General features: G+C 52.3%; 24 protein-coding genes. 22 read left to right on the top strand and 2 right to left on the bottom strand.

Annotated features, from left to right (window positions below; translation table 11 throughout):
* Positions 1–280: 280 nt before the first annotated feature.
* Positions 281–547 (top strand): hypothetical protein, encoded by a 267-nt coding sequence (locus ACWPW1_RS09430; protein WP_434776315.1) that lies wholly within the window; start codon positions 281–283, stop codon positions 545–547.
* A gap of 81 nt (positions 548–628) precedes the next feature.
* Positions 629–835, top strand: a complete 207-nt coding sequence (locus ACWPW1_RS09425; protein ID WP_434776314.1) for a carbon storage regulator — start codon at positions 629–631, stop codon at positions 833–835.
* 27 nt (positions 836–862) lie between these two features.
* Here the strand turns inward: ACWPW1_RS09425 and ACWPW1_RS09420 are convergent, their stop codons facing one another.
* Complete coding sequence (locus ACWPW1_RS09420) at positions 863–1,324, bottom strand: hypothetical protein (RefSeq protein WP_434776313.1); 462 nt, start codon at positions 1,322–1,324, stop codon at positions 863–865.
* Between the two features lie 583 nt (positions 1,325–1,907).
* Between ACWPW1_RS09420 and ACWPW1_RS09415 the strand changes: the two genes are divergently transcribed.
* From ACWPW1_RS09415 to ACWPW1_RS09320, 20 genes are all read left to right on the top strand, one after another.
* On the top strand, positions 1,908–2,198 hold the full coding sequence (locus ACWPW1_RS09415; protein ID WP_454252855.1) for a hypothetical protein: 291 nt from the start codon (positions 1,908–1,910) through the stop codon (positions 2,196–2,198).
* A 1,085-nt stretch (positions 2,199–3,283) separates the two neighbouring features.
* Positions 3,284–4,765 (top strand): tyrosine-type recombinase/integrase, encoded by a 1,482-nt coding sequence (locus tag ACWPW1_RS09410; protein WP_454252854.1) that lies wholly within the window; start codon positions 3,284–3,286, stop codon positions 4,763–4,765.
* Positions 4,766–5,513: 748 nt separating this feature from the next.
* Positions 5,514–5,804 carry a hypothetical protein gene (locus ACWPW1_RS09405; protein WP_173146927.1) on the top strand — a complete coding sequence of 97 codons (291 nt, stop codon included), beginning with the start codon at positions 5,514–5,516 and terminating at the stop codon, positions 5,802–5,804.
* Positions 5,805–6,304: 500 nt separating this feature from the next.
* Positions 6,305–6,961 carry a hypothetical protein gene (locus tag ACWPW1_RS09400; RefSeq protein ID WP_454252853.1) on the top strand — a complete coding sequence of 219 codons (657 nt, stop codon included), beginning with the start codon at positions 6,305–6,307 and terminating at the stop codon, positions 6,959–6,961.
* 12 nt (positions 6,962–6,973) lie between these two features.
* The gene (locus ACWPW1_RS09395; RefSeq protein ID WP_173146923.1) at positions 6,974–7,339 is read left to right on the top strand and encodes a hypothetical protein; all 366 of its coding nucleotides are present in this window, start codon (positions 6,974–6,976) and stop codon (positions 7,337–7,339) included.
* A complete protein-coding gene (locus tag ACWPW1_RS09390; RefSeq protein WP_173146921.1) occupies positions 7,336–7,533 on the top strand; it encodes a hypothetical protein in 198 nt (65 codons plus the stop codon). The genes ACWPW1_RS09395 and ACWPW1_RS09390 overlap by 4 nt, the downstream gene beginning before the upstream one ends.
* Positions 7,530–7,832, top strand: coding sequence for a hypothetical protein (locus tag ACWPW1_RS09385; RefSeq protein WP_173146919.1), 303 nt, complete (start codon positions 7,530–7,532; stop codon positions 7,830–7,832). The genes ACWPW1_RS09390 and ACWPW1_RS09385 overlap by 4 nt, the downstream gene beginning before the upstream one ends.
* A gap of 37 nt (positions 7,833–7,869) precedes the next feature.
* Entirely contained in the window at positions 7,870–8,229 is a 360-nt protein-coding gene (locus ACWPW1_RS09380; protein ID WP_173146918.1) for a hypothetical protein, read from the top strand.
* Positions 8,219–8,713, top strand: coding sequence for a hypothetical protein (locus ACWPW1_RS09375; RefSeq protein WP_173146916.1), 495 nt, complete (start codon positions 8,219–8,221; stop codon positions 8,711–8,713). Before ACWPW1_RS09380 ends, ACWPW1_RS09375 begins: the two co-directional genes overlap by 11 nt.
* Positions 8,710–8,871, top strand: coding sequence for a hypothetical protein (locus tag ACWPW1_RS09370; RefSeq protein WP_173146914.1), 162 nt, complete (start codon positions 8,710–8,712; stop codon positions 8,869–8,871). The genes ACWPW1_RS09375 and ACWPW1_RS09370 overlap by 4 nt, the downstream gene beginning before the upstream one ends.
* Positions 8,872–8,910: 39 nt before the next feature.
* Positions 8,911–9,333, top strand: coding sequence for a hypothetical protein (locus tag ACWPW1_RS09365; RefSeq protein WP_173146912.1), 423 nt, complete (start codon positions 8,911–8,913; stop codon positions 9,331–9,333).
* A gap of 22 nt (positions 9,334–9,355) precedes the next feature.
* Positions 9,356–11,593, top strand: a complete 2,238-nt coding sequence (locus ACWPW1_RS09360) for a tape measure protein (protein WP_454252852.1) — start codon at positions 9,356–9,358, stop codon at positions 11,591–11,593.
* A gap of 148 nt (positions 11,594–11,741) precedes the next feature.
* Positions 11,742–12,545, top strand: coding sequence for a phage baseplate protein (locus ACWPW1_RS09355; RefSeq protein ID WP_173146908.1), 804 nt, complete (start codon positions 11,742–11,744; stop codon positions 12,543–12,545).
* On the top strand, positions 12,542–12,898 hold the full coding sequence (locus ACWPW1_RS09350; protein WP_173146906.1) for a phage baseplate plug family protein: 357 nt from the start codon (positions 12,542–12,544) through the stop codon (positions 12,896–12,898). The genes ACWPW1_RS09355 and ACWPW1_RS09350 overlap by 4 nt, the downstream gene beginning before the upstream one ends.
* Positions 12,898–13,812, top strand: a complete 915-nt coding sequence (locus ACWPW1_RS09345; protein WP_173146904.1) for a baseplate hub protein — start codon at positions 12,898–12,900, stop codon at positions 13,810–13,812. Before ACWPW1_RS09350 ends, ACWPW1_RS09345 begins: the two co-directional genes overlap by 1 nt.
* Before the next feature lie 41 nt (positions 13,813–13,853).
* Positions 13,854–14,204: a hypothetical protein gene (locus tag ACWPW1_RS09340; RefSeq protein WP_173146902.1), complete on the top strand. Its 351-nt coding sequence runs from the start codon at positions 13,854–13,856 to the stop codon at positions 14,202–14,204.
* Positions 14,205–14,206: 2 nt separating this feature from the next.
* The gene (locus ACWPW1_RS09335) at positions 14,207–14,932 is read left to right on the top strand and encodes a Gp138 family membrane-puncturing spike protein (protein ID WP_454252851.1); all 726 of its coding nucleotides are present in this window, start codon (positions 14,207–14,209) and stop codon (positions 14,930–14,932) included.
* A complete protein-coding gene (locus ACWPW1_RS09330; protein WP_173146898.1) occupies positions 14,929–15,378 on the top strand; it encodes a hypothetical protein in 450 nt (149 codons plus the stop codon). Before ACWPW1_RS09335 ends, ACWPW1_RS09330 begins: the two co-directional genes overlap by 4 nt.
* A gap of 962 nt (positions 15,379–16,340) precedes the next feature.
* Complete coding sequence (locus ACWPW1_RS09325) at positions 16,341–17,045, top strand: recombinase family protein (protein WP_454252850.1); 705 nt, start codon at positions 16,341–16,343, stop codon at positions 17,043–17,045.
* Positions 17,046–17,057: 12 nt separating this feature from the next.
* Positions 17,058–17,297 (top strand): hypothetical protein, encoded by a 240-nt coding sequence (locus ACWPW1_RS09320; protein ID WP_454252849.1) that lies wholly within the window; start codon positions 17,058–17,060, stop codon positions 17,295–17,297.
* Between the two features lie 960 nt (positions 17,298–18,257).
* On the opposite strand, the gene ACWPW1_RS09315 is transcribed toward ACWPW1_RS09320, so the two are convergent.
* Positions 18,258–18,941, bottom strand: a complete 684-nt coding sequence (locus ACWPW1_RS09315; protein ID WP_454252848.1) for a hypothetical protein — start codon at positions 18,939–18,941, stop codon at positions 18,258–18,260.

Here is an 18,941-nt window from a genome sequence, read left to right as displayed (position 1 = left end):
CCAGGATCCCGGCGGACGACTACCGCCGGGCGGCACTCGCCGCACACCACGACGCCCACGCCTCGTCGTGCGTACTGGTGACTACCCTTTCGAACGCGTCGCTCGCTAGGGAGATGGCCCCCATACCGTCCACGCTGACCACCCAGGGCTCCACGAGTACCCTTCATCCGCCCGACAAAGATTTCGCTGATCGCGCTATCGATTCGATCCAGACTCTTCATCATCTGCCGATAAGGTTCTTGGCAATACTCTCCAACAAGAACGCTTGCCGGAGTACTCCATGTCGGACGAATACGAAAATCCCTTCTGCCACCCGCAACAAGGGCAACGCCCCGAACTCAACGAAATGGCTGTAGCCGTCGCGGCCACCATTGTCATCTGGGCACTGGCGACGCTGGTGGTGGTGATCGCCGGCTACCACGGCAGCCGCCCGACCAATGCCGTCAACCTGGCAACGGTACTAGCAGGAATAGCGGGCTTTATCGGGAGAAGGTGGCAGCTAGAACGTCGCTACCGGGCTGCGAGTCGCCGCAGACTGCGATACTAGAGGCTGACAAGCTGCCTACTCGCTATCACCCGGTGGGGAACTGGCAATCATCGGCTCACTGAAATCATGGCAGGGATGCTCATGTCTTATCTGGTACTGACCCGGCGCACCGCCAAAATCATCAATCTATCCCTTAGACCGGGAGCGGATGAAGAAGAGGTGCTGGACCAGCTGTTCAATGGCCGCATCAACATCAGCGTTCTCAAGTTGCAGGGCAGTCGCGTCCAGCTAGGCATTCAGGCTCCAGCAGATATCAGCATCATGCGACAGGAGCTGCTGCCCCTCTGACCCTTTCTACGTTCCGCACTACAACGATCAGGGCCTCTTGCGATTGCGGGCATACTCGAAGCGCCCTTCCAATCCGCGCCATTCCACGCCTTGCCAAAGCTCGGGAGCGAGCGTCCCTTCCGCCTGCAGATCCGCCCGGTAGTGGGCGAAGAAGGGCTGGCCGTTGCGCAGCACTATGACATTGTGGCGCTCTTCGATCTGGGCGATGAGATCCAGCACCGCCTCGGTTGATCGACCACCGCTCAGGCAGTAGCAACTGCCGTATTGGTGCAGCATGCTTTCGAAGCGGTAGCGATACAGGGTGCAGCGATCCGTCTCAAGATGAACGCTCTGCCCCTTGGCATCCTGCAAGGCATGATGGACGCAGTGGTCGCAATCTTCGAACTCCTGACGCGACTCCACCCACTCACCCAGAAATTGCTTCTTCCATCGCCACACCAGCAGCCCACGATCTTCAGGCCGTGAATACACGCTGACCTTGTAGAACATCGCTCGACTCCTCTTTTATTTTTATACGCCGAAGCCATCTTCAAAGGCCTGCAGCTTGCCGCTCGGCCCTTGGGATCGCACGCTCTGTGGCGTACGTTTTCAGCATCGCCCCATTTGCCCAGAGCGTCCAGCCATTCCCGGGCTTTCCAGGCTACCGCTCGACGGCGTGCGGCGATGATGAACACCAAGGTTAAGGGATCTAACAGCGCTCAGATGACAGCGGCTTCGTCCAAATCCTATATAAGAAAAACGCCTGCGAATCGCCGGATTATTAGCGGTCCAGCCAAGCAAACCCTGGTTTTAGAGCCGAGTACAGGCTGCGTACAGGTTCTTGCACCGCCTATCCGCCCAGATAGCAAAGCCCGCGCAACCGCCTTGCCAGCCATCTAGTATGCAAACAACTTCGCTATTCACCGGTAGCTGAAAATGCAGCGGTGACAAGCAGGTGGCCACGGTCCATTCAAGTCCCGAACCACTGCGTCCAGGCCAGATCAGCTGCGGATAGAAATTGGCATGTCCGCTACTCGATAGCGCTCGATGCAAGGCTACTCGCTAAACCCCTTAGTCATTCAAGGACTTTTTTATGCCTGGCCTGGATAGCGACTTTAGAGAGGCGCTCCGTTACGCCATCAGAAACTGTCCCGCTCGCACGGCCGGGCAACTGGCAGCCATCGACCTTGCGGGAAAGGCAATTTCTAAAGGGCCTTCAACACTCACCGCTCTCGAGCTCAAAACCCTGAACCTGGAACTGGGCTTCTGGCTGACCCATTACCAGCGGCTGCAGGAGTTTTCCAGCCAGCGCCTGCCCCATGCAGACGCCGAGGAAGCGCCTACGGCCCCAGACGTCGAATCGAGCAGAAGCAAGGCAGGTTAGAAGGCGTAGGCAATAAAAACCCCGAGGTGCCTCGCACACTCGGGGTTTTGGTATTTGGCGGACTGTAAACCGAAGGCCAACCTCGGCATGGTACGCGATGCCAGTTTTCCACCATGCAAGGACGCATGAGATGCCCTACCGCAGTCCCGACCTAGAAACGATGGATCAGAAGTCACTGCCTGAGTTGGAGCGGGAGATCGAGCGACGCCGACGCCATGTCGAGTCAAGCCGTCACTGGCTGAAGCACCAACTCAATCGGCTTGCCCAGCAAATCAAGGACGTTGAAACCTTGGAAATTCTGCTTGAGCGGAAGCGAACGACTCTTCATTGAGTCAAGGGACCATCCGCTTCGTTTGACTGATCAGCGCTTACCGAAGGCTTTCTTCCGGTAGGTGTCGGTGATCCCGGTCATGCTACTGGAAATAGATAGCTTTTCTGCATCTGCCTGAAAGGTAAGCACTGCATCGTCAGAGCTGTTCCTCCAACGTCCCCACGCTGACCGGTCAGGAAAATACGCCTGCCAAACGACCCGGTTACCTTCGACCTTACAGCGGTAGCGGAACTTGTCGCCGTCATGCCGTGTGTAGCCAACCTCAGGCATGTCACCCGACTTGAGTGTCTTGATGATCTTTAGTTCTCTGCCCATCTCGATCGCAATCGCACCCGTGGAGATGTCAGCTGTTGAGAAGCCGCTGCTCTCCGCTCGTACGTACGTGAAAGGAAGCCACCAGAGCAGCCACTACTCTTGTCGTTCTTAACATCGCCGCTTTCCAGTAAGGGCCACCAGAAGGAGGTGGTGTGGCATCCCGCTTTTCCGTATCTAGTCACCACCAAGCAGCGACAGATGGCCTACCTATGCCCGACCTTGGCGACATCAAGCCTCAACCGGCAAACCATGGGGTAGGTACAACCCAGAAAGCAAAAACCCCTAAACCATGGGTTTAGGGGTTCTCTATAGATGGCGGAGAGATAGGGATTCTCTCATTTCGCCTCTGAAACCCTGTAAGCACTGGTATTGCTGGCTTTCAGAGCCAATAGTGGTCACAATCAGTGGACACATTGGGTGGTCATCAGGGGTAGATGGTATGTCAACGCACTTAGTTAGGAAGGCTAACGAATCTACGTGGTACGTCAGGCTCAACGTGCCCGCTGATGTCCGTGCTGCGTTCGGTGGCCGAACCAAGCTCATCCAGACCTTGAGGACAGCAGACAGGGCTGTAGCTCTGGAGCGTCGGCTACCAGTCTTGGCCCGCTGGAAGGCTGAGATCAGACTCGCCAGGGAAGGTAGTAGTGCTGCGAAAGTAGGTTGGCAATCAACGGTTGCTGCAGATGCTCGGGCCCATCGGGAACATGTAGATGCTGCTTTGGTAAAGGCTATGCGGAATCCCGTCAGGGAATCGACGATGACGGTAGCTGAGCTGGAGTCTGAGAAAGCTACCCTCCTGGCTGAGCTGGAAGCTCTGGGCATGACTGCCACGGTCAAGCACCTTCGGGAAAGCTTCGACTACATTCCAACGTCCCATGCCGATGCTGTGATGGTAGCCGATGACATCACTCAGCGATTCGCCGTTGAGAGTGCTCAGAAGCAATACCATCTGACAGCCTCAGAGACGCAGGAGGCAACCAATCTACGTCTCGATCCGAGCAGCTACAAACCAGTAAGTCCACTCACACCAAAGCGCCTGGAAGCTTTCAAAGCCTTCCGTGAGGCAGCTGGATTACCTGCCAAGACAATCGATGGTCAGCAATCCAAGCTTCGGAAGCTCTCGGCTTACCTCCAAACAGAGGGGGCTGCGTTGACACATGAGGTTGTCGGAGCGTGGTTAAAGAGCCTGGGCCTCAGCAGCAAAACTCAAATTCAATACCTGCTTGCGGGGTCCACGTTCTGGAAGTGGGCTATGAAGAATGACGCGCTGTGGCAGAAAGACTACGCAGGGGTAGCCAATCCATTCGTCGACCATGAGATGCCTGTTCTAAGAGGAAAGGCGAAGGTTGAATCCAAGAGACTGCCCTTCTCCACGGAAGATGTGGAACGTGTGTATGCTCAGGCTCGCTCCGAGGGTTTGGATGTGTTGGCCGACTTGATTCAGATTGCTGCAAGAACAGCTCTTCGAATTGAAGAGGCGTGCCAACTACGCAATGAGAGTGTGATCACTGTTGAGGGTATTCTCTGTCTCGACATTGCAGACAGTAAGACAGCAGCTGGCATTCGACAAGTGCCAATCCACCCTAATCTACTACCTGTGATAGAACGTCTCTCACAAGAGACCACAGACGGCTACTTGATAGTTTCCAGCGGGGGTAACAAATACGGGATACGCAGTGACAGCTTGTCGAAGGCATTCGGCAGATTGAAAACTGGTATGGGGTTCTCTGGTAGACATGTATTCCATTCGTTGAGAATGTCGGCCATCACTCGGATGCTTCGTGCTGACGTAGCGGGACCAACAGTCGCTGACATCGCCGGTCACGAAACAGGGCTCGTCACATTCGACGTATACCACGGAGGTGCCAGCCCACAGCAGAAAATGCAAGCAATCCAGAGTCTCGCATACAACTTCGTCTAGAAGCTCCTACAAGGGCTTCGCAGGGGCTTAAAAGTGTCAACCTATACCTACCTACCACCAGTACACTTTCGCACCCCTGGAAGCCGCATTATACGCGGCTTTCAAACTCGGAATAGCGCAAATCCGAGACCATCTCTGACATCCCACGCCCCCGATCACACCATGTGAATAAAACAAATTAATAGATGGAAAAATAGTTACCATTTGACGCATGCATCTATTGACAAAATGGCAAACATCATGTAGAATTAGCTTTGTGAGTTGAGAAAGGTTTGTTGCCATTCCTGACCCTCACGAGGACACAGACGATGCCATTCCTTCATTGGGCTGTGTCAGTCAACACGCTACCTCCTTAGTTGTGTTGGCCCTATTCGAATTCAGCGGTCTTCCATGTCCCGCTGCATCTGGTTTGAGCCGCCAGGGTCTGATTAGTGGATTCTTCAGACTAAAGTGCTCCCTATTTCCGCAGACGCCATCTGCACCGACACAGGCAAAGTCGTTAAAGAGCCTCACACCTCGCAACGAGGTTGTGACAGTTCCAAAGTAAACTCCAACTTTGATCTGCCTCCCCCATTCTTGAACAGCGGATTGATCCCCGGTGTTCGGATGCGATGTCTCTTTCCTCAAAAAGACAGTAGATAACCTCATCCTCGGATGGGGTTTTTCTATGCCTTGAGGTTGTAAATTCGTTCACCTTGAACGGATAAGACATCGTGCTTTACCCAATAAATCATTTGAGGAAAAGACGATGCAACAAACACAACACTATTACCACACGGTATTCACGCTTGTACCTGAAGATCAGTTCTTCATGCTAGGTGGCGGGATCATCAGCCCGAAGAAACTCTCTCCTGATGAGGCTATGAGGCTGAACATCAAAGCCGATGGCTTGATGATTCGAGTTATAGAAGTCACTGAGCAAGAGTTCAACAAGATCGAGCGTCTAGCCGATGCAGGCTTGGTGCTAGTGCCCTACGGCGCTATCAGAAATGTCTACGTTGAACCAAAGATCATCGCTGAGGAAGACCTGCAATGGTAACTGCATTCTGCATTTTCTATGCAATCGGCATGTTGAAGGAATTGAAATGCTTTTAGTAGCCAAAGCAGACAACAGAGATCGCAAAGACGCTGAATACGAGCAACAGCAGCGTCAGTATCGCAAACAGACAAAGCAATTCAGACAACAGCGAAGAGACAGAGAATGGAAACGAAGCGACTAACGTACGTTGCTATTATTTACAGCTTAGACATCTACGACACAGATGCTGACGAACATTTCGAATCTCGATTGGTAATCCACTGTCAGCCCTCTGAGGACATCCAAAAAGACCGACTTAGGCTTCGAAGATGTCTTGAGACGGCTAATGAAGAAGCCAAAGAGCTTGCCAACATGGTAATCATCGAAGTCAGTAGAGAATTCTACGAAGCTTATCAACGTATCCGAAACACTATGAGCACAGACGCCCACATTACTCCAGACCACGTAAGAATGATGGTCGCGATGTACAAAAAACAAATTTTCGCATAAGGAAAAAGATCATGACTACCCAAAACCGCACAACCTACTACCCACAAGATCGCGTCGAGCAAGTCAGCGAACAAGGCCATGTCATCAGTTCACAGACGGTGACACGCCCTGAAAGAGAAGTCCCTCCCTATGTACGGCCAGAGAAGGTAAGCCCGCTCAAGGGTAGCCACATCTTTGATGAAGCTGTGCTACAGGCTCGTATCGACATGGCACGTGCTCAAGCACGTATGAGCCATCTCAGTCGCGAACCTCTGAACGTCCACATTGGCGACCTGTTTGAGCCAGCTCTGAAAGCGAAGCTTGACGAGGGGTACACAATCAACTTCGCCTTCCCTATTCGCCATCGTGACGGTGTCCAGGCAAGCAGTCATTGCACGCTCAACGTTCCAGAAGCTCGTTTGAACGAGCTGGCTGACGCTGCCGAGGCTGAAGCCCGCGAACAATACGCAGCAGACGTTGCAGCCGCTCAAGCTACCTTTATGGAAAGCGAGCTGGCCCGTCGAGTGGCTGAGCACCAAGAGGCTGTCCGCCGTGAGCGTGAACAAGCTGAAGCTGAGCTTGCTGATGTATTGCTGCGAGAGATTGCCGCTGAACTGGAAGCTGCTAACACACAGCCCGCTCCAACTACAGTCGCCAAGAAAACCACTACCAAATCCAAGACTGTTTGAGGAGAAAGACAAATGCACAACCAAGAAGCCTACATCGCTAAAGCCCAATCCATGATCTATGAAGGTGACATCAAACTCAGCGCTCAAGACCTACTATGGATCAGTGGAGCCCTTCGTGAAGATCGTCGCTCACGGCCTGAGATGTTCGATTACTACAGCGAAGTACTCCTTAAGATTCGTGCCATGAATGCTGAAATAGAGGAAGAGCTATGGAGCTGGCAAGTCAAGCAAGAGTTGGCAGAACAGAAAAGGGAGCTTGAAGAAAAGCTCCGTCAAACATCTTTAGAAATAGCTGAACTACGGTTTCAAGCCGCACAGAAGCGTCTGGCTGAAGCACTGAAGCAACAACTGAAGAAAGCACTGGAGCAACAACTGTGACTACCATTACAGCAGACGGCCTGACAACTGTAGTTCTCAAGCTAACAGACATTGAGCTGCGTGCCCTGCAAGATTCTATCGGATTTGGTGTGCAATACAGCCCCGGCATTGCCGGGGAGCTGGAAACCTTCATTCAGCTTGAGGCAAAGATCATCGATGCAATCGACTTCCCAGAAAAAGGAGAAGCGGCATGAGTATTCCACGTGAGAAAGACATGACAATCCATCTGATCCGCCTGAAATACGACGCTGAGTATGCCGGCCTACAGGCAGACCTAGACCAAGCTCAGAAAGTATTGGATCGTCGAGTAGCTGAGAAAGCCAAAGACACAGATGTACAAAAGGCCCTTTATCACAGCACAGAGCCTGGCGACATCACAGGAGCCGATCCCGAGATTTTGCAGGCTCTAGCGTCCACACTCGCTTCCATGGACCTAGTTAAGAATGGGGATCGAGTGCGGTACTTCCTACAGGCAATGCAGGATCAACTCTAATGGCCCTATCACCAGCAACAAGGGCGGAGAGTGTCAAATGAATTTCGCACAACAACAAGTGGTAGTCGTATGCCGTACACAGGATGACTTCCTCTCGGCAATTGAGACATGCAATGCGATGGGCTGGGGATGGGCTAATGGCTCCCCCGCTCGTTACTTCGCACCAATCACCAACAGTCGCCCTTACAGTCTGGTGATAGACAAGTTGATTGTCAGCTATGTCCTCTATGACGACGTACAAGGATTGATTGAAAAAGGCTACGTTTCTACAACAGCCGAAAATTTCCGCCAGTTTAGCAACGAGCTTGTAGCCCAAGGGTACAGAGCCCCTGAGCCTCAAACAGCATGGCACGCCTTCGATGTGCGAAGGGACAGAGATAACATTTATGACGATTGATGCCCTGGGATACCACACAGAATACTCAGATGTTTTGTACGCCATCCGTGACTTCCAATTCGATTGGCTCCCCAACCTTCCAGCCCAGCTAAAAAGTCGGACCGTCGCCCTCCTGAAGAAACATCCATTCCGCTCTGAAGTGTCCAAGACCATCGTCTTCCTTTCGAAAGCTCTAGAGAACAGTTCGGGACAAGACGCTTTCTACATCTGCCGGGACAACCCTGACATCTTGATTGAGAACGTCCTGTTCGCAGCTGACAGACGCCGCTCCACTTCCTTCAATGTTCTCAAGCGTGATGGCGTTGCAGTGGTAGCCATCGCACACGGGGCTATCCCTGACGATGTAACCACCTGCCCTCGCCTACCACATACGTTCCTAACGGAAGCTGTGGAGAACAGCGGTCTCACCATCCTGAGCAAACACACAAACACTCGTGAGGCTTTCGAAGCCTTGATCGATCTATTCACAGAGGAAGCACAATGACATTTGCTGACAAGCTACGCGACCTTCTCAAACAGCCACAAGGCGAAAAGAAGGTTGAAGAGTACATTCGTGAAGTATTGGCTGATCCCAATACACGCCACGAAGTTGCAGAGATTACCAACCTACAAACTTCGAACGAAGTTCCTAAGACGCTCTGATTGGGCGTCTCCCCTTTTCCCTACGGAGACCCCGATAGCATGAAAGCCGTACAGATTCGAAACTACAACGGTAAGATCATCCCGTTTGATTCGTATGACCCTCAAATTCTACAACGCCTTGAGCAAATCATCACAGCTGAAGGCGTCGGTTATGGATTCATCATCCAGCCAAACACAGATGCCGATGTTACACAGCTGCTTCGCAATTTCGAACGTAACGACTGCCCTGTTCATGCACTACGAATCTCCGTTGTAGCCGGGACAGTATTCATCATCACTATACCTGAGAGTCATCGGCGTCATCTTAGCTATCGACTACATGAAGTTATCGATTCCGAGATGATCACGGAATTCACTGATCTTGATTACATGTTCAAGATTGCTGCACCACTCACAGCAACGCGTCGTCTTGACAAGGGACGCCGTCCCAAGAGTCGGCTACTTCTGTCGGCAACGAAATGACACATACAGGAATTGACAGATAATGGCCGATAAACAAGTAGCCAATTTGATTGGTGGCGTAGAGTTTCGGGTAAACACCACTCCGCTAGAACAACTATTCGCACATCTCAAGAAGACAGAACTGAAGCTTCGCCAATTCGGCAGACTCGCTGAGAAGCCGATCAAGATTGCTATCCAGCTGGACACCAAAGCGCTCGATAAGCAGATGCGGGACCTTGAGGCCAAGATTCGTAAGTCGATTGGTATCACAGCCCCAGGGGCTCCAGCTCCACAGAACACCAAGACCCTTGATCGCGTTGTAGCCCAACAGCTACGTCTGGAGAAGCTGACGCAGCAGGCACGCCGTAGCACGTTCCAAGCTGAGCTGGCCCAGAGCAAGCTGAGCTTCGCAAACCAACGGGAAGATGTAGCCCTTAGCACGGCCAAGACACGCCAGCTACAGCAACAGGCTGTCCTACAGGCCAAGCTAGCCCTAGCCAGTCGCCAGGAGATCAACACACAGGCAGCGTCTGCCAAGTATCAAGCACAGCTGACAGCAGCCAAGACCATACAGGCACGCCTGGAGCAAATGCTTGTAGCAGCCCAACAGAAGGCCGCTCAAGCCGCCGCCAAGACATACCAACAACAGACCCTCCTCCAACGTGCTCAGCTGGCCCTGGACTCACAGAAACAGGCAGAGCGCCGCCGTGAGGTGAACCACGCCAACAAGATGCAGGATCGCCGTGAGCGGGCTGCCCGTGCTGAGTCTGGACAGGAACGCCAGCGGGAACGCTTCCGCTTCGCCCAAGAGCGTCATACGGTTTGGCAGGCTAAACAAGCAGAGCTTGCAGCTCGCAAGGCTGAAGGTGGTAACGGTGGATTCTCCATGCTCGGGGCCTTGGGTCGCTCAGGGTTGCCTATGGCTGGATTGGCTGCTGGTGGTTTGGTGGCTGGTATCCAACAGTTACTGTCCATGGCAGGCCAACGGATCGAGCAACGCCAACAAGGTGCTGACGATGCCCAGCAGTTCAAGAACGTGCTTGCTGCTGCTGCCAGCCAAGACCAAGGCAAAGAGGGGTACATCCAACAACGCTTTGTGGATTTCAGCCAGAAGTACGGCACTGAGATCAGCCTAGACACCGCCAAGGACTATCGTAACGGCCTCCTGAAGCAACGCGGCCAGGGTCGCAGCCTTGAGCAAGCGATGCAGCTGTACGAAACACAGGCGGCGGCTTTCCGTGGTGCCGGTATGACTCAGGACGAATCACGCCGCGCCAACCTCCAGCTCACTCAGGTGAGAACCAAGGGTTACGCCGACCGGGAAGACCTGAACACCTTCTCCGAAGCCGCGCCGATCCTTCGTGGATACATCGAGCGAGCTTGGGCAGAACGTAACAAGTTCACTGGTGATCCTGCAAAGCGGCAAGCTGCTGTCATCGATAGCACGACGAAAGGCAACCTGAAAGCTGCCGACTTCAACCGGGCTCTAGAGCTGTACTTCGCTGAAAACCAAAAGGTCATCGAGACACAAGCGAAGTCCATCCAGGCGAACGCTCAGCGTCTTCAGAATGATCAGTTCCTGCAAGCTGCGAGCATCAACGACAACGAGAAGCTTGTTCAGTCGGTCAACTCGAACATCGAAGCCCACCGCAACCTCACAGCAGCGATGGAGCCTCTGCGTACTCGGGTGATGGAGTTTGATACGGCCCTGACATCGGTAGCAGCCACCATGACTCAGCGTATCGCTGATGCCCTGGACCCCAAGAAATCTACCCCTGAGGGCATGGCAAATGCTCCTGATGCTGGTCTTGGTGGAAATGGTGGGATTGATCCTGCCGCATTCAACAAGCCAAAGGAAACAGGGGAAGTAGCGGTAGACCCCGTTGATCGATTCTGGCAACGCCTGTTCGGGATCGTGCCTCAGTCTGTGAAAGATCAACAGCTGGGCAAGAGTCCGATTGATCAGAACGCCTTGAGCTATCTGGCACCTACGAACTCTGGTGATTACAAGTTTGGCTTTGATCCGAAGAAGCTAAAGACGATGGTTGAGGGTATGAACGGGGCCAGCACCACAGCTGAGAAACAGCTCCAGAACATCACCAGCAGCACAAACAACACTGTCACTGTAGCAGGAAGCACATTCAACCTCGCCTTCCCTAATGTCGAGACATTTGACAAAAGTGTAGTTGAGCAAACTGTTCGGGACATCGGCGAAGCCCAGCGTAGACAGTATGAGGCAGACATTCTAGCTCGACTGACGACCGATAAAACTCCTCGCTAATCATCTGGCATAAATTGCCACCTTGTGGGGTTGTATAGCCTCCACTCTCATCACCTCACATAGACGCTCCTAGGGGCCTTACAGGCAATGTTTCGGCATAAGCCTACGGTCTGTCTCGCCCTTATTTAAGCCAAGATAAGGAACAACCATGCTTGCCATCATGAGCAAAAATAACGATCTGATCTGGATGGACGCAGTCCTTCAGTTTGATCAGCAATACCAATCAACAGTGACATCTCACGCTGTAGAAACTGGCGTGAACATCAGTGACCACGTTATTGAGACAAACGATAAATTCCGTGTACGCGGAGTTGTCACCAATGCTGACTTCAACCTTGATAGACCAAAAGTGCGGTTTGGCAGCCTATCAGATGAAGAGCTAGACGAAGAGATTCGCTACAAGGCCTTCTCCAACTTCAATCCAGTGTACGACAGCCCAACTATCACGATGGGGCCTCCTGCCCTAGCTGGTCTATTGCCAGCGAGCATCACTCAGTTCCTAGGCAGCAACACACCGACTGTAACTCTCACTCCGCGAGAGATGATCTTCCCTGCCACACAAGTGGCTACCACCCTGAAGACGATGCACAAGAGTCGTGACCTTGTGAAGATCATTGAGTATCGCCCAGACAATAGCTATGTAGTTCATGAGAACCTCATCATGACATCGCTCAGTGACAACATCGATCCAGATAGCGGAGACGCTATGTATCCTGACATGACATTCGAGCGTGTTCGGTATGCGGACGTTTCAACTACCAAGATTCCTCAAGAGCTGATGAAGAACAAGGTAGCGAAGAAGAAAGCTAAAGGGAAAGTGAGCACCAAGGATAGTGCGAAGACAGACGGCTTCATCACTGCCCAGCAACAAGAGAACGAGACACTAACTGCTAAAGAGAAAGCCCAGAGCGATGCTGAGGCAGCAGTGAAAAGAGGATCAGCACAGAAATGAGCATTATCACCCAACAGATTCCACTGGACACAGTGGCCCACTATGAACAATTGGTTGCGCTGGAAGGTAGCTTGTTCACGCTGACATTCACGTTCAGCGATCACTACGGCTCCTGGCACATGGACATTAAGACCTCAACAGGCGTGAAGGTTGTGGATGGTGTGCGGCTGGTGCCGATGTACCCAATGATCCTAGATTACGCCTTGGGCCATCTTGGTTTGTCTGGTGCGTTCTACCTGATGCCTATCACATCCGTCGATCTTCAAAGACTACCTGACACCACCACGAAGGTTGATCAGCTCGCCACCTACTACACGCTCCAATACATGTATGACGATGGAGCACCCACCTGATGGCTCAACTGAAGAATCGTGAATACCGGCTAATCGTTGGAGATGTAACCACAGGCCAGGGCTTCGAAGTGACAGACCTCAACATGTCCTTCGATGTCAGCCGGACAGCTGACAACCGCCGTGGCGGTAATAGTGCCACCATCGAGATTTACAACCTCACGGAAGAGAAGCGCCGTCGCCTTGATCAGAACTTCCTTGCCTGCAAGCTTGAAGTTGGCTACCACGACACCGGGCTAAAGCTGCTGGTAGAGGGCGACATCACCGAGAGCGGCACACGTCGCCAGGGGCCAGACCTCGTCACTCAGCTGGTGCTGGGAGAAGGCTACGTCGCCTTGAACCACACTCGCATCAAGGCAACCACAGTTGGTCCAGGCCGCACAGTGGCTCAAGCGTTTGATGAAATCCTCAAGCAGATTCCAGGGATCGCCAAGGGGCCTTACGTTGGGACCGCCCTCAACAGCGTCCTGATTCGTGGATACACGCTCAAACCGGGGCCTGTACGGGATCAGCTGAACGCCTTGGCCCAGAGCTACGGTCTTGAGTACACCATTGCCAACAACGTCATCACCTTCACCGACCGGGGTAGAGCTACCAACGCTCAGGCTGAAGCTCTGGTGTTGAGCCCTGCTACCGGGTTGGTATCAACGCCATACCGCGTAGCTGCTGACAGTGGCAAAACCACCAAGGACAGTGCCCGCCAGTTCGGAATCATGGTTCGCATCCTGTGCGATGCCTCGGTGTACCCCGGTCAGCTCGTGAAGCTTGAATCGGAGATGTATGACGGCTGGTATCGGGTGCAAGAGGCCCGCTACTTCGGTGAGACGGATGGCAACAGCTGGTATGCCGACCTACTGCTACGTGATCCGCTGGCCGTCGATAACGTTCGTGCCACTAACAAGAAATCAGGGAACTAGGGCTAGAGCCCTCTTCCCCAAACATAAGGAATGGACCACAGATGGCCCTGATACAGAAGTTGGGCCAGTGGCTCAGCAACACCCTAGTTCCCCTCATCGCAGTCATTGCCCTCCTCGTCAGCCTCTGGACGTGCTTCAACGCATCCTCAGGATTCGACCAGATTGACCACAAGATTGATGGCATACACAGCGAACTCCAATCACTCCGCGATAGCCCATCCAGCAGCCTAGGCAACCTCTCAACACGCCTTGTACGCCTGGAAGGTTCCATAGACATGCTTCTGTCCGAAAGCTACCAACGCACACAGTTTGATCGACAGATAACCATGCTCGAACAAACCATCAAAGACCGCCAACAAATCCAATTCAACAACATGCACGGAGGTGAATGACAATGTTGGACATCCTAAGAACTGCAAGCCAACAAGCTGTTGATGCATTCGCTTCCAATCTACACACCTCAACCGTTGGTGTAGTGGAGCGTGTTGACCTTGAACGAATGAGGGTGGATGTTCGCCCTGTCATCAACAGAGCCTATGAGGATGGTGAACACGAGGAACACGCTGTTCTCTTGGACGTACCATTGATGATGCCAGGGTGTCAGCAGGCTCTGATTAGCCTTCCTGTTGCAGCTGGTGACAGCGTCACTCTGATCTTCGCTCAATCAGACATCGATACATGGAGTATCAGTGATACATCCCAGCCTGTTCCAGCTGCTACGCTACGTCAATTTGATAGTCAAGATGCCATCGCTATTCCTGGCATCTACACAGCTCAACGGAGCCTGAACAGGTCCTCCATTCGTAAGTATCCCCACAATCCTAAAGACCTCGTTGTCAGCATGAACACTGGCACAGGCCAAGAGTGTGAGGTTCGCCTTACTCAAACTGGCGAGGTGTTCATTAACACTGGAGCGAGGGTGACAGTGAATGCTCAGGATGTCGCAGTGAATGCTCAGACAGTAAATGTCACAGCACCACAGACCAACATCACTGGGAATGTGGCCATTACAGGCAACGTGCAAATCAGTGGCATCATGACCCTTGCAGGTATCAACATGAACACCCACAAACACATTGGTGTTCAGCCTGGAAGCGGCACAACTGGAACCCCCGTATGAAGTTCACCGCCGACTATCGAGAACTTAAATCTTTGATCAAGCGTATGGAAGCGCTGGACGGTACAAGAGTGGAAGCGGGATTCTTCGCTGAGGATCGGTATGGAGCAGAGAACGATTTCCTACAGGTTGCTCAGGTGGCCTATTGGAATGACCGGGGAATCGGAGTACCCCGCCGTGAATTCATGGCCCCATCCTTCCTGAATGCGGAGAACTACAACTGGTACGCGAACTTCATCTCTCAAGCTGTGCAAGCTGCTATCCATGGCAAGCCTGTACAGCCCATCCTCAAGCGCCTAGGTGAAGAGATGAAGGGTGTGATTCAGGTGAACATTGAAGACTATCCAGGCAGCAACAGCAGAGCTTGGGTTGCCATCAAGGGCTTCGATGATCCGCTGCTCTATACAGGCAAGATGCTCAGCAGCGTGAAATACAAGATACGGAAATGACAAAGCCCCGCTTATGCGGGGCTTCTCTATGCCTGCAACATCTCCGATTTTCAATGTCTGTGTGAGTTAATCGTTATGTATTATAACAATAGGCTTTACAATGTAACATAGGCATTCCTCAGGATTGTTCGTGGGCATTCAACCCTGTGCCAGATGGTGAAGAAATGAAGCTGCTGACATGGCTGGAAGCCAGATGTAGCACGTCAGTGGCCCACTTATCCACAGGCTGGCCTGTGAGGGGGAATTCCTACCAGAAACACCGCTACCCCCGGAGAGAGCACTGTTCTACGCGATTCTGCTCGACTGACGCTATGCAGGTGGTGTTTTGTTAAGCTTGCTCACTCTGCGATCATTTTTTGCAAATGCAATCCAGATACACCAGCTCGAATGTATGTGAGCATGTGATTTCTGTTCTCAAATCGTCAGATGGCCCCTTGTAGCACGTCTGTAGCCTTCTCTGCTGTCGCAGAGGTTAGCTGTCCCTTCGACGCAAGGCGTCAGCAAGCTACCTAATACTGCTGAGCCGAATGAGTTGCCCTGATGCTGGAGATTGTCTGTAGAGGGGGATGTCTTGAACGTACTCAAGCGACCAACAACCAACGGGGTCGCTACACTTCAAGCTTCTCTCTGATGGGCCACCTGTGGTTGGTAGGCCCTTGGTCAGCTCACTGCTGATGATGTAGAGGCATTGCCTCTAGGGGGCACAGACGAGTCGTAGACGACTCAGATGTATAGATTTCTACCCCTCGCTTCGCTCGGGAACTTAAGCTCTAGGGTAACACACGCCTCGCTAATTGTCAAGGCAGTTGGCACGGTGCTTGCTTAAATCTACATACCCATTTGTTTCACAATCGTACAAATGAAGTGGCTCCCGATTTATCATTTAGTGGACGACCATCTAATTCATGATAAGATGCCCCTCAGAGGAACAAACGTCGCTCATCACAGGCAAGGGGACATCAATGCGAGTTGTAGCCTACTACCGGGTATCCACCGAAGCTCAAGGTAAGTCCGGCCTCGGCCTGGAGTCCCAGCAGGAGTACATTCGTATTGCGGCTGAACAGGCTAGCTGGGAAGTGATCGCCTCCTTTGAGGATCACCTCTCAGGCACGCTCCCGCCCATGGATCGTGAGGGCTTACGCAAGGCCCTGGAGCTATGCAAAACGGAGGGTGCCACCCTTGTAGTAGCCAAGCTGGATCGCCTGTCCAGGGACGTAGCTGACATCGCCCTGCTGATGAAGCTTGTAGACTTCAAAGTCGCCACCATGCCCTACGCTGACAAGTTTCAGCTCCACATCTATGCGGCCTTGGCTGAGCAGGAGCGAGACTTCATCTCCACCCGTACCAAGGTGTCTCTAGCAGCTCTCCAGAAGCGAGCTGACGAAGGGAATGCAGAGGCACAGGCCAAGGTAGCTCGCCGCAACAGCAAGCTGCTAGAAGGCCACAAGACAGGTGTTCCAGCCTCACTCAAGGTACGCCAAGAAAAAGCCAGCCAACATGCCAGCAAGGTTGAGGATGCCTTGTGGGCTTGCAAGGCGAAGGGGATCACCACACTACAAGCGATGGCTGATTGCCTGAATGCAAAAGGACACACCACCAGCCGTGGAGCATCGTTTACCCCTATGGCGGTGAGTCGTCTGCTGAAGAAATTGGACGTTGTACTATAAGGAGTTGTACAGATGTTTCTGGTGAAGATGATGGTGATGTCTTGCTCTCTGGGGATAGGAGACAACCGGTTGTACTGCATGCATAAGCAGGAGGACGGAGCAGTAGTGACGCAACGACAGATACCTTCAGCGATGGAAGCCTGCCTTCAGGCCCGCAAGAAGGTTGAGGAAGAGCACCTCAGTCACAACATCGAGAAGGATGATTGGCAATACTACGCCTACTGCACAGTAGAGCAGTTCAAAAGAGGATAAGAGAGCCGCCTACGGGCGGCTTTCCTTTTGCTCTCTCCATGTGGAACGTTGACGTTCAGCGTCTGTGTCATTCGAGAGAGGCGATGGAGATCCTAAAATTTCTAGACTTCAAGCTTGCCCTTGTTGGGGGTTGCTTGACACATCCGGTAGATGTCGGATTTGAAATTTAAGGCATCTACAAGGCGCTGTATGAGGCGCTTGCTAAGCACCCTGTACATAGGGGTTATTTTGAAATCATACAGCCTCAGAGAGCCCCATAGAGGCGCCTGCTTGATTGTCCCGGTAGAACGGAGATTTCAAAAAAGCTCCGCATCTGGTTAGGTCAGCTCACGCCTTGCTTGATACCTCTGGACAGGAGCGGGTCCTGAAATCATGCAGCGTCAGATACTTCCAGAATGCTACCTGCTTGGTGATGCAGGTTAACGGCTTGCTACGCAATGCAGACAGAGGGATCGCGGGAATCCTACAGTTGTCGGGTTCTAAAATCATACAGCGCTTAACACATCAGCTGTAACGCTTGCTTGGCAGCTGGAGTGACGAAGAGTTTTCCAGAAACCTACAGCTCAGGTTATTGCTGGAATACTGGCGCTAAGTGTTCTGGAGAATGCTACGTATTAAGTGTTACTGAAATAGCTCGGTGTTAAGAGGTCCTAGAATCACGCTTGCTAAGTTATTCGCCGAATGCCACGTGTTGAGTGGTCCAGGTGTGGCGGCTGTTTAATAGTGCGGGAAGAAATCCAAGGCATAAAAAAAACACACCCACATACCTTCAAAATAATGTTTCTTTTAAATTTCTAGCGTTTTCGCCCCACAATTCGCACGGGGTGTTTAATTGTTCAGATAGAAATCCAAATTGAGAAATTTGGGCGGGAATTATTCGTGTTTGGAAAAGGGGACCATTTCTGGCGGCGGGGCGGCTTGTTTTGAAGTTGGCCGACGTCCAGTTCATGTTCTTGTTTGTCAGTCATGAACATAAAGCGAGGCCATCCCTATCAACTGACGTCTCTGGAACTCTTTAGCCAATGAAATTATCAAAGCATCTGCTCTACTTGTCAGCATTTGAATAGTCGTGAACTCTTCTTTGTTGCCGAGCACATAGACGTTATTACAAGCTTCTGAGAATTGGATCAATACAAGAGTAAACTGAAAGCTCTGCTTATGAATTTCCTGATGGATTAAGTCGGCTTCTTCTGTGAGCTTGACGCCCCAGAAGCTCAATTCCCTTTTTCTCATTGCCATACGCTTAATGGCTGCCTCCATCGCACCTGAGGCTTGATTGAGAGCAATCACCAACGCCCCGCACTCCTTCGCGCTTGGTACAACTGTCCCTGGAGTCGCCATAACCCTCATCAACGGCGATAGGGATGCAATCATGGCCTCGTGCAGCTCAACCACTGCGTTGACGTATGCTTTCACTACTTCATAACCGTCATCTCTGATTTTTGACTTCTTCCACGTAAAGAATGCCGATACAGCGACGATCAGTGCGAAGAAGGTGAACATGGCCGTCATCACGTCTGCCCACCCCGAAGGAGCCGCCATTCCAGGCATGAACATAGCCGTAACGAACGCACCAGCAAATGCGGCAAGAATTGCAACAAGTCCAAATTTCCAGATACTGCTTGTCCACTTCAACATCTTCAC

The sequence above is a fragment of the Pseudomonas sp. Marseille-Q7302 genome (assembly GCF_965111925.1).
The sequence above is the reverse complement of the archived record's forward strand: the minus strand, read 5'-3'. Positions and strand labels throughout refer to the sequence as shown.

What these genes read in the sequence shown, in the direction of transcription:
- ACWPW1_RS09430 (WP_434776315.1), top strand. Translation starts at nt 281, where the DNA reads ATGTCGGACGAATACGAAAATCCCTTCTGCCACCCGCAACAAGGGCAA.
- ACWPW1_RS09425 (WP_434776314.1), top strand. Translation starts at nt 629, where the DNA reads ATGTCTTATCTGGTACTGACCCGGCGCACCGCCAAAATCATCAATCTA.
- ACWPW1_RS09420 (WP_434776313.1), bottom strand. Translation starts at nt 1,324, where the DNA reads ATGTTCTACAAGGTCAGCGTGTATTCACGGCCTGAAGATCGTGGGCTG.
- ACWPW1_RS09415 (WP_454252855.1), top strand. Translation starts at nt 1,908, where the DNA reads ATGCCTGGCCTGGATAGCGACTTTAGAGAGGCGCTCCGTTACGCCATC.
- ACWPW1_RS09410 (WP_454252854.1), top strand. Translation starts at nt 3,284, where the DNA reads ATGTCAACGCACTTAGTTAGGAAGGCTAACGAATCTACGTGGTACGTC.
- ACWPW1_RS09405 (WP_173146927.1), top strand. Translation starts at nt 5,514, where the DNA reads ATGCAACAAACACAACACTATTACCACACGGTATTCACGCTTGTACCT.
- ACWPW1_RS09400 (WP_454252853.1), top strand. Translation starts at nt 6,305, where the DNA reads ATGACTACCCAAAACCGCACAACCTACTACCCACAAGATCGCGTCGAG.
- ACWPW1_RS09395 (WP_173146923.1), top strand. Translation starts at nt 6,974, where the DNA reads ATGCACAACCAAGAAGCCTACATCGCTAAAGCCCAATCCATGATCTAT.
- ACWPW1_RS09385 (WP_173146919.1), top strand. Translation starts at nt 7,530, where the DNA reads ATGAGTATTCCACGTGAGAAAGACATGACAATCCATCTGATCCGCCTG.
- ACWPW1_RS09380 (WP_173146918.1), top strand. Translation starts at nt 7,870, where the DNA reads ATGAATTTCGCACAACAACAAGTGGTAGTCGTATGCCGTACACAGGAT.
- ACWPW1_RS09375 (WP_173146916.1), top strand. Translation starts at nt 8,219, where the DNA reads ATGACGATTGATGCCCTGGGATACCACACAGAATACTCAGATGTTTTG.
- ACWPW1_RS09370 (WP_173146914.1), top strand. Translation starts at nt 8,710, where the DNA reads ATGACATTTGCTGACAAGCTACGCGACCTTCTCAAACAGCCACAAGGC.
- ACWPW1_RS09365 (WP_173146912.1), top strand. Translation starts at nt 8,911, where the DNA reads ATGAAAGCCGTACAGATTCGAAACTACAACGGTAAGATCATCCCGTTT.
- ACWPW1_RS09360 (WP_454252852.1), top strand. Translation starts at nt 9,356, where the DNA reads ATGGCCGATAAACAAGTAGCCAATTTGATTGGTGGCGTAGAGTTTCGG.
- ACWPW1_RS09355 (WP_173146908.1), top strand. Translation starts at nt 11,742, where the DNA reads ATGCTTGCCATCATGAGCAAAAATAACGATCTGATCTGGATGGACGCA.
- ACWPW1_RS09350 (WP_173146906.1), top strand. Translation starts at nt 12,542, where the DNA reads ATGAGCATTATCACCCAACAGATTCCACTGGACACAGTGGCCCACTAT.
- ACWPW1_RS09345 (WP_173146904.1), top strand. Translation starts at nt 12,898, where the DNA reads ATGGCTCAACTGAAGAATCGTGAATACCGGCTAATCGTTGGAGATGTA.
- ACWPW1_RS09340 (WP_173146902.1), top strand. Translation starts at nt 13,854, where the DNA reads ATGGCCCTGATACAGAAGTTGGGCCAGTGGCTCAGCAACACCCTAGTT.
- ACWPW1_RS09335 (WP_454252851.1), top strand. Translation starts at nt 14,207, where the DNA reads ATGTTGGACATCCTAAGAACTGCAAGCCAACAAGCTGTTGATGCATTC.
- ACWPW1_RS09330 (WP_173146898.1), top strand. Translation starts at nt 14,929, where the DNA reads ATGAAGTTCACCGCCGACTATCGAGAACTTAAATCTTTGATCAAGCGT.
- ACWPW1_RS09325 (WP_454252850.1), top strand. Translation starts at nt 16,341, where the DNA reads ATGCGAGTTGTAGCCTACTACCGGGTATCCACCGAAGCTCAAGGTAAG.
- ACWPW1_RS09320 (WP_454252849.1), top strand. Translation starts at nt 17,058, where the DNA reads ATGTTTCTGGTGAAGATGATGGTGATGTCTTGCTCTCTGGGGATAGGA.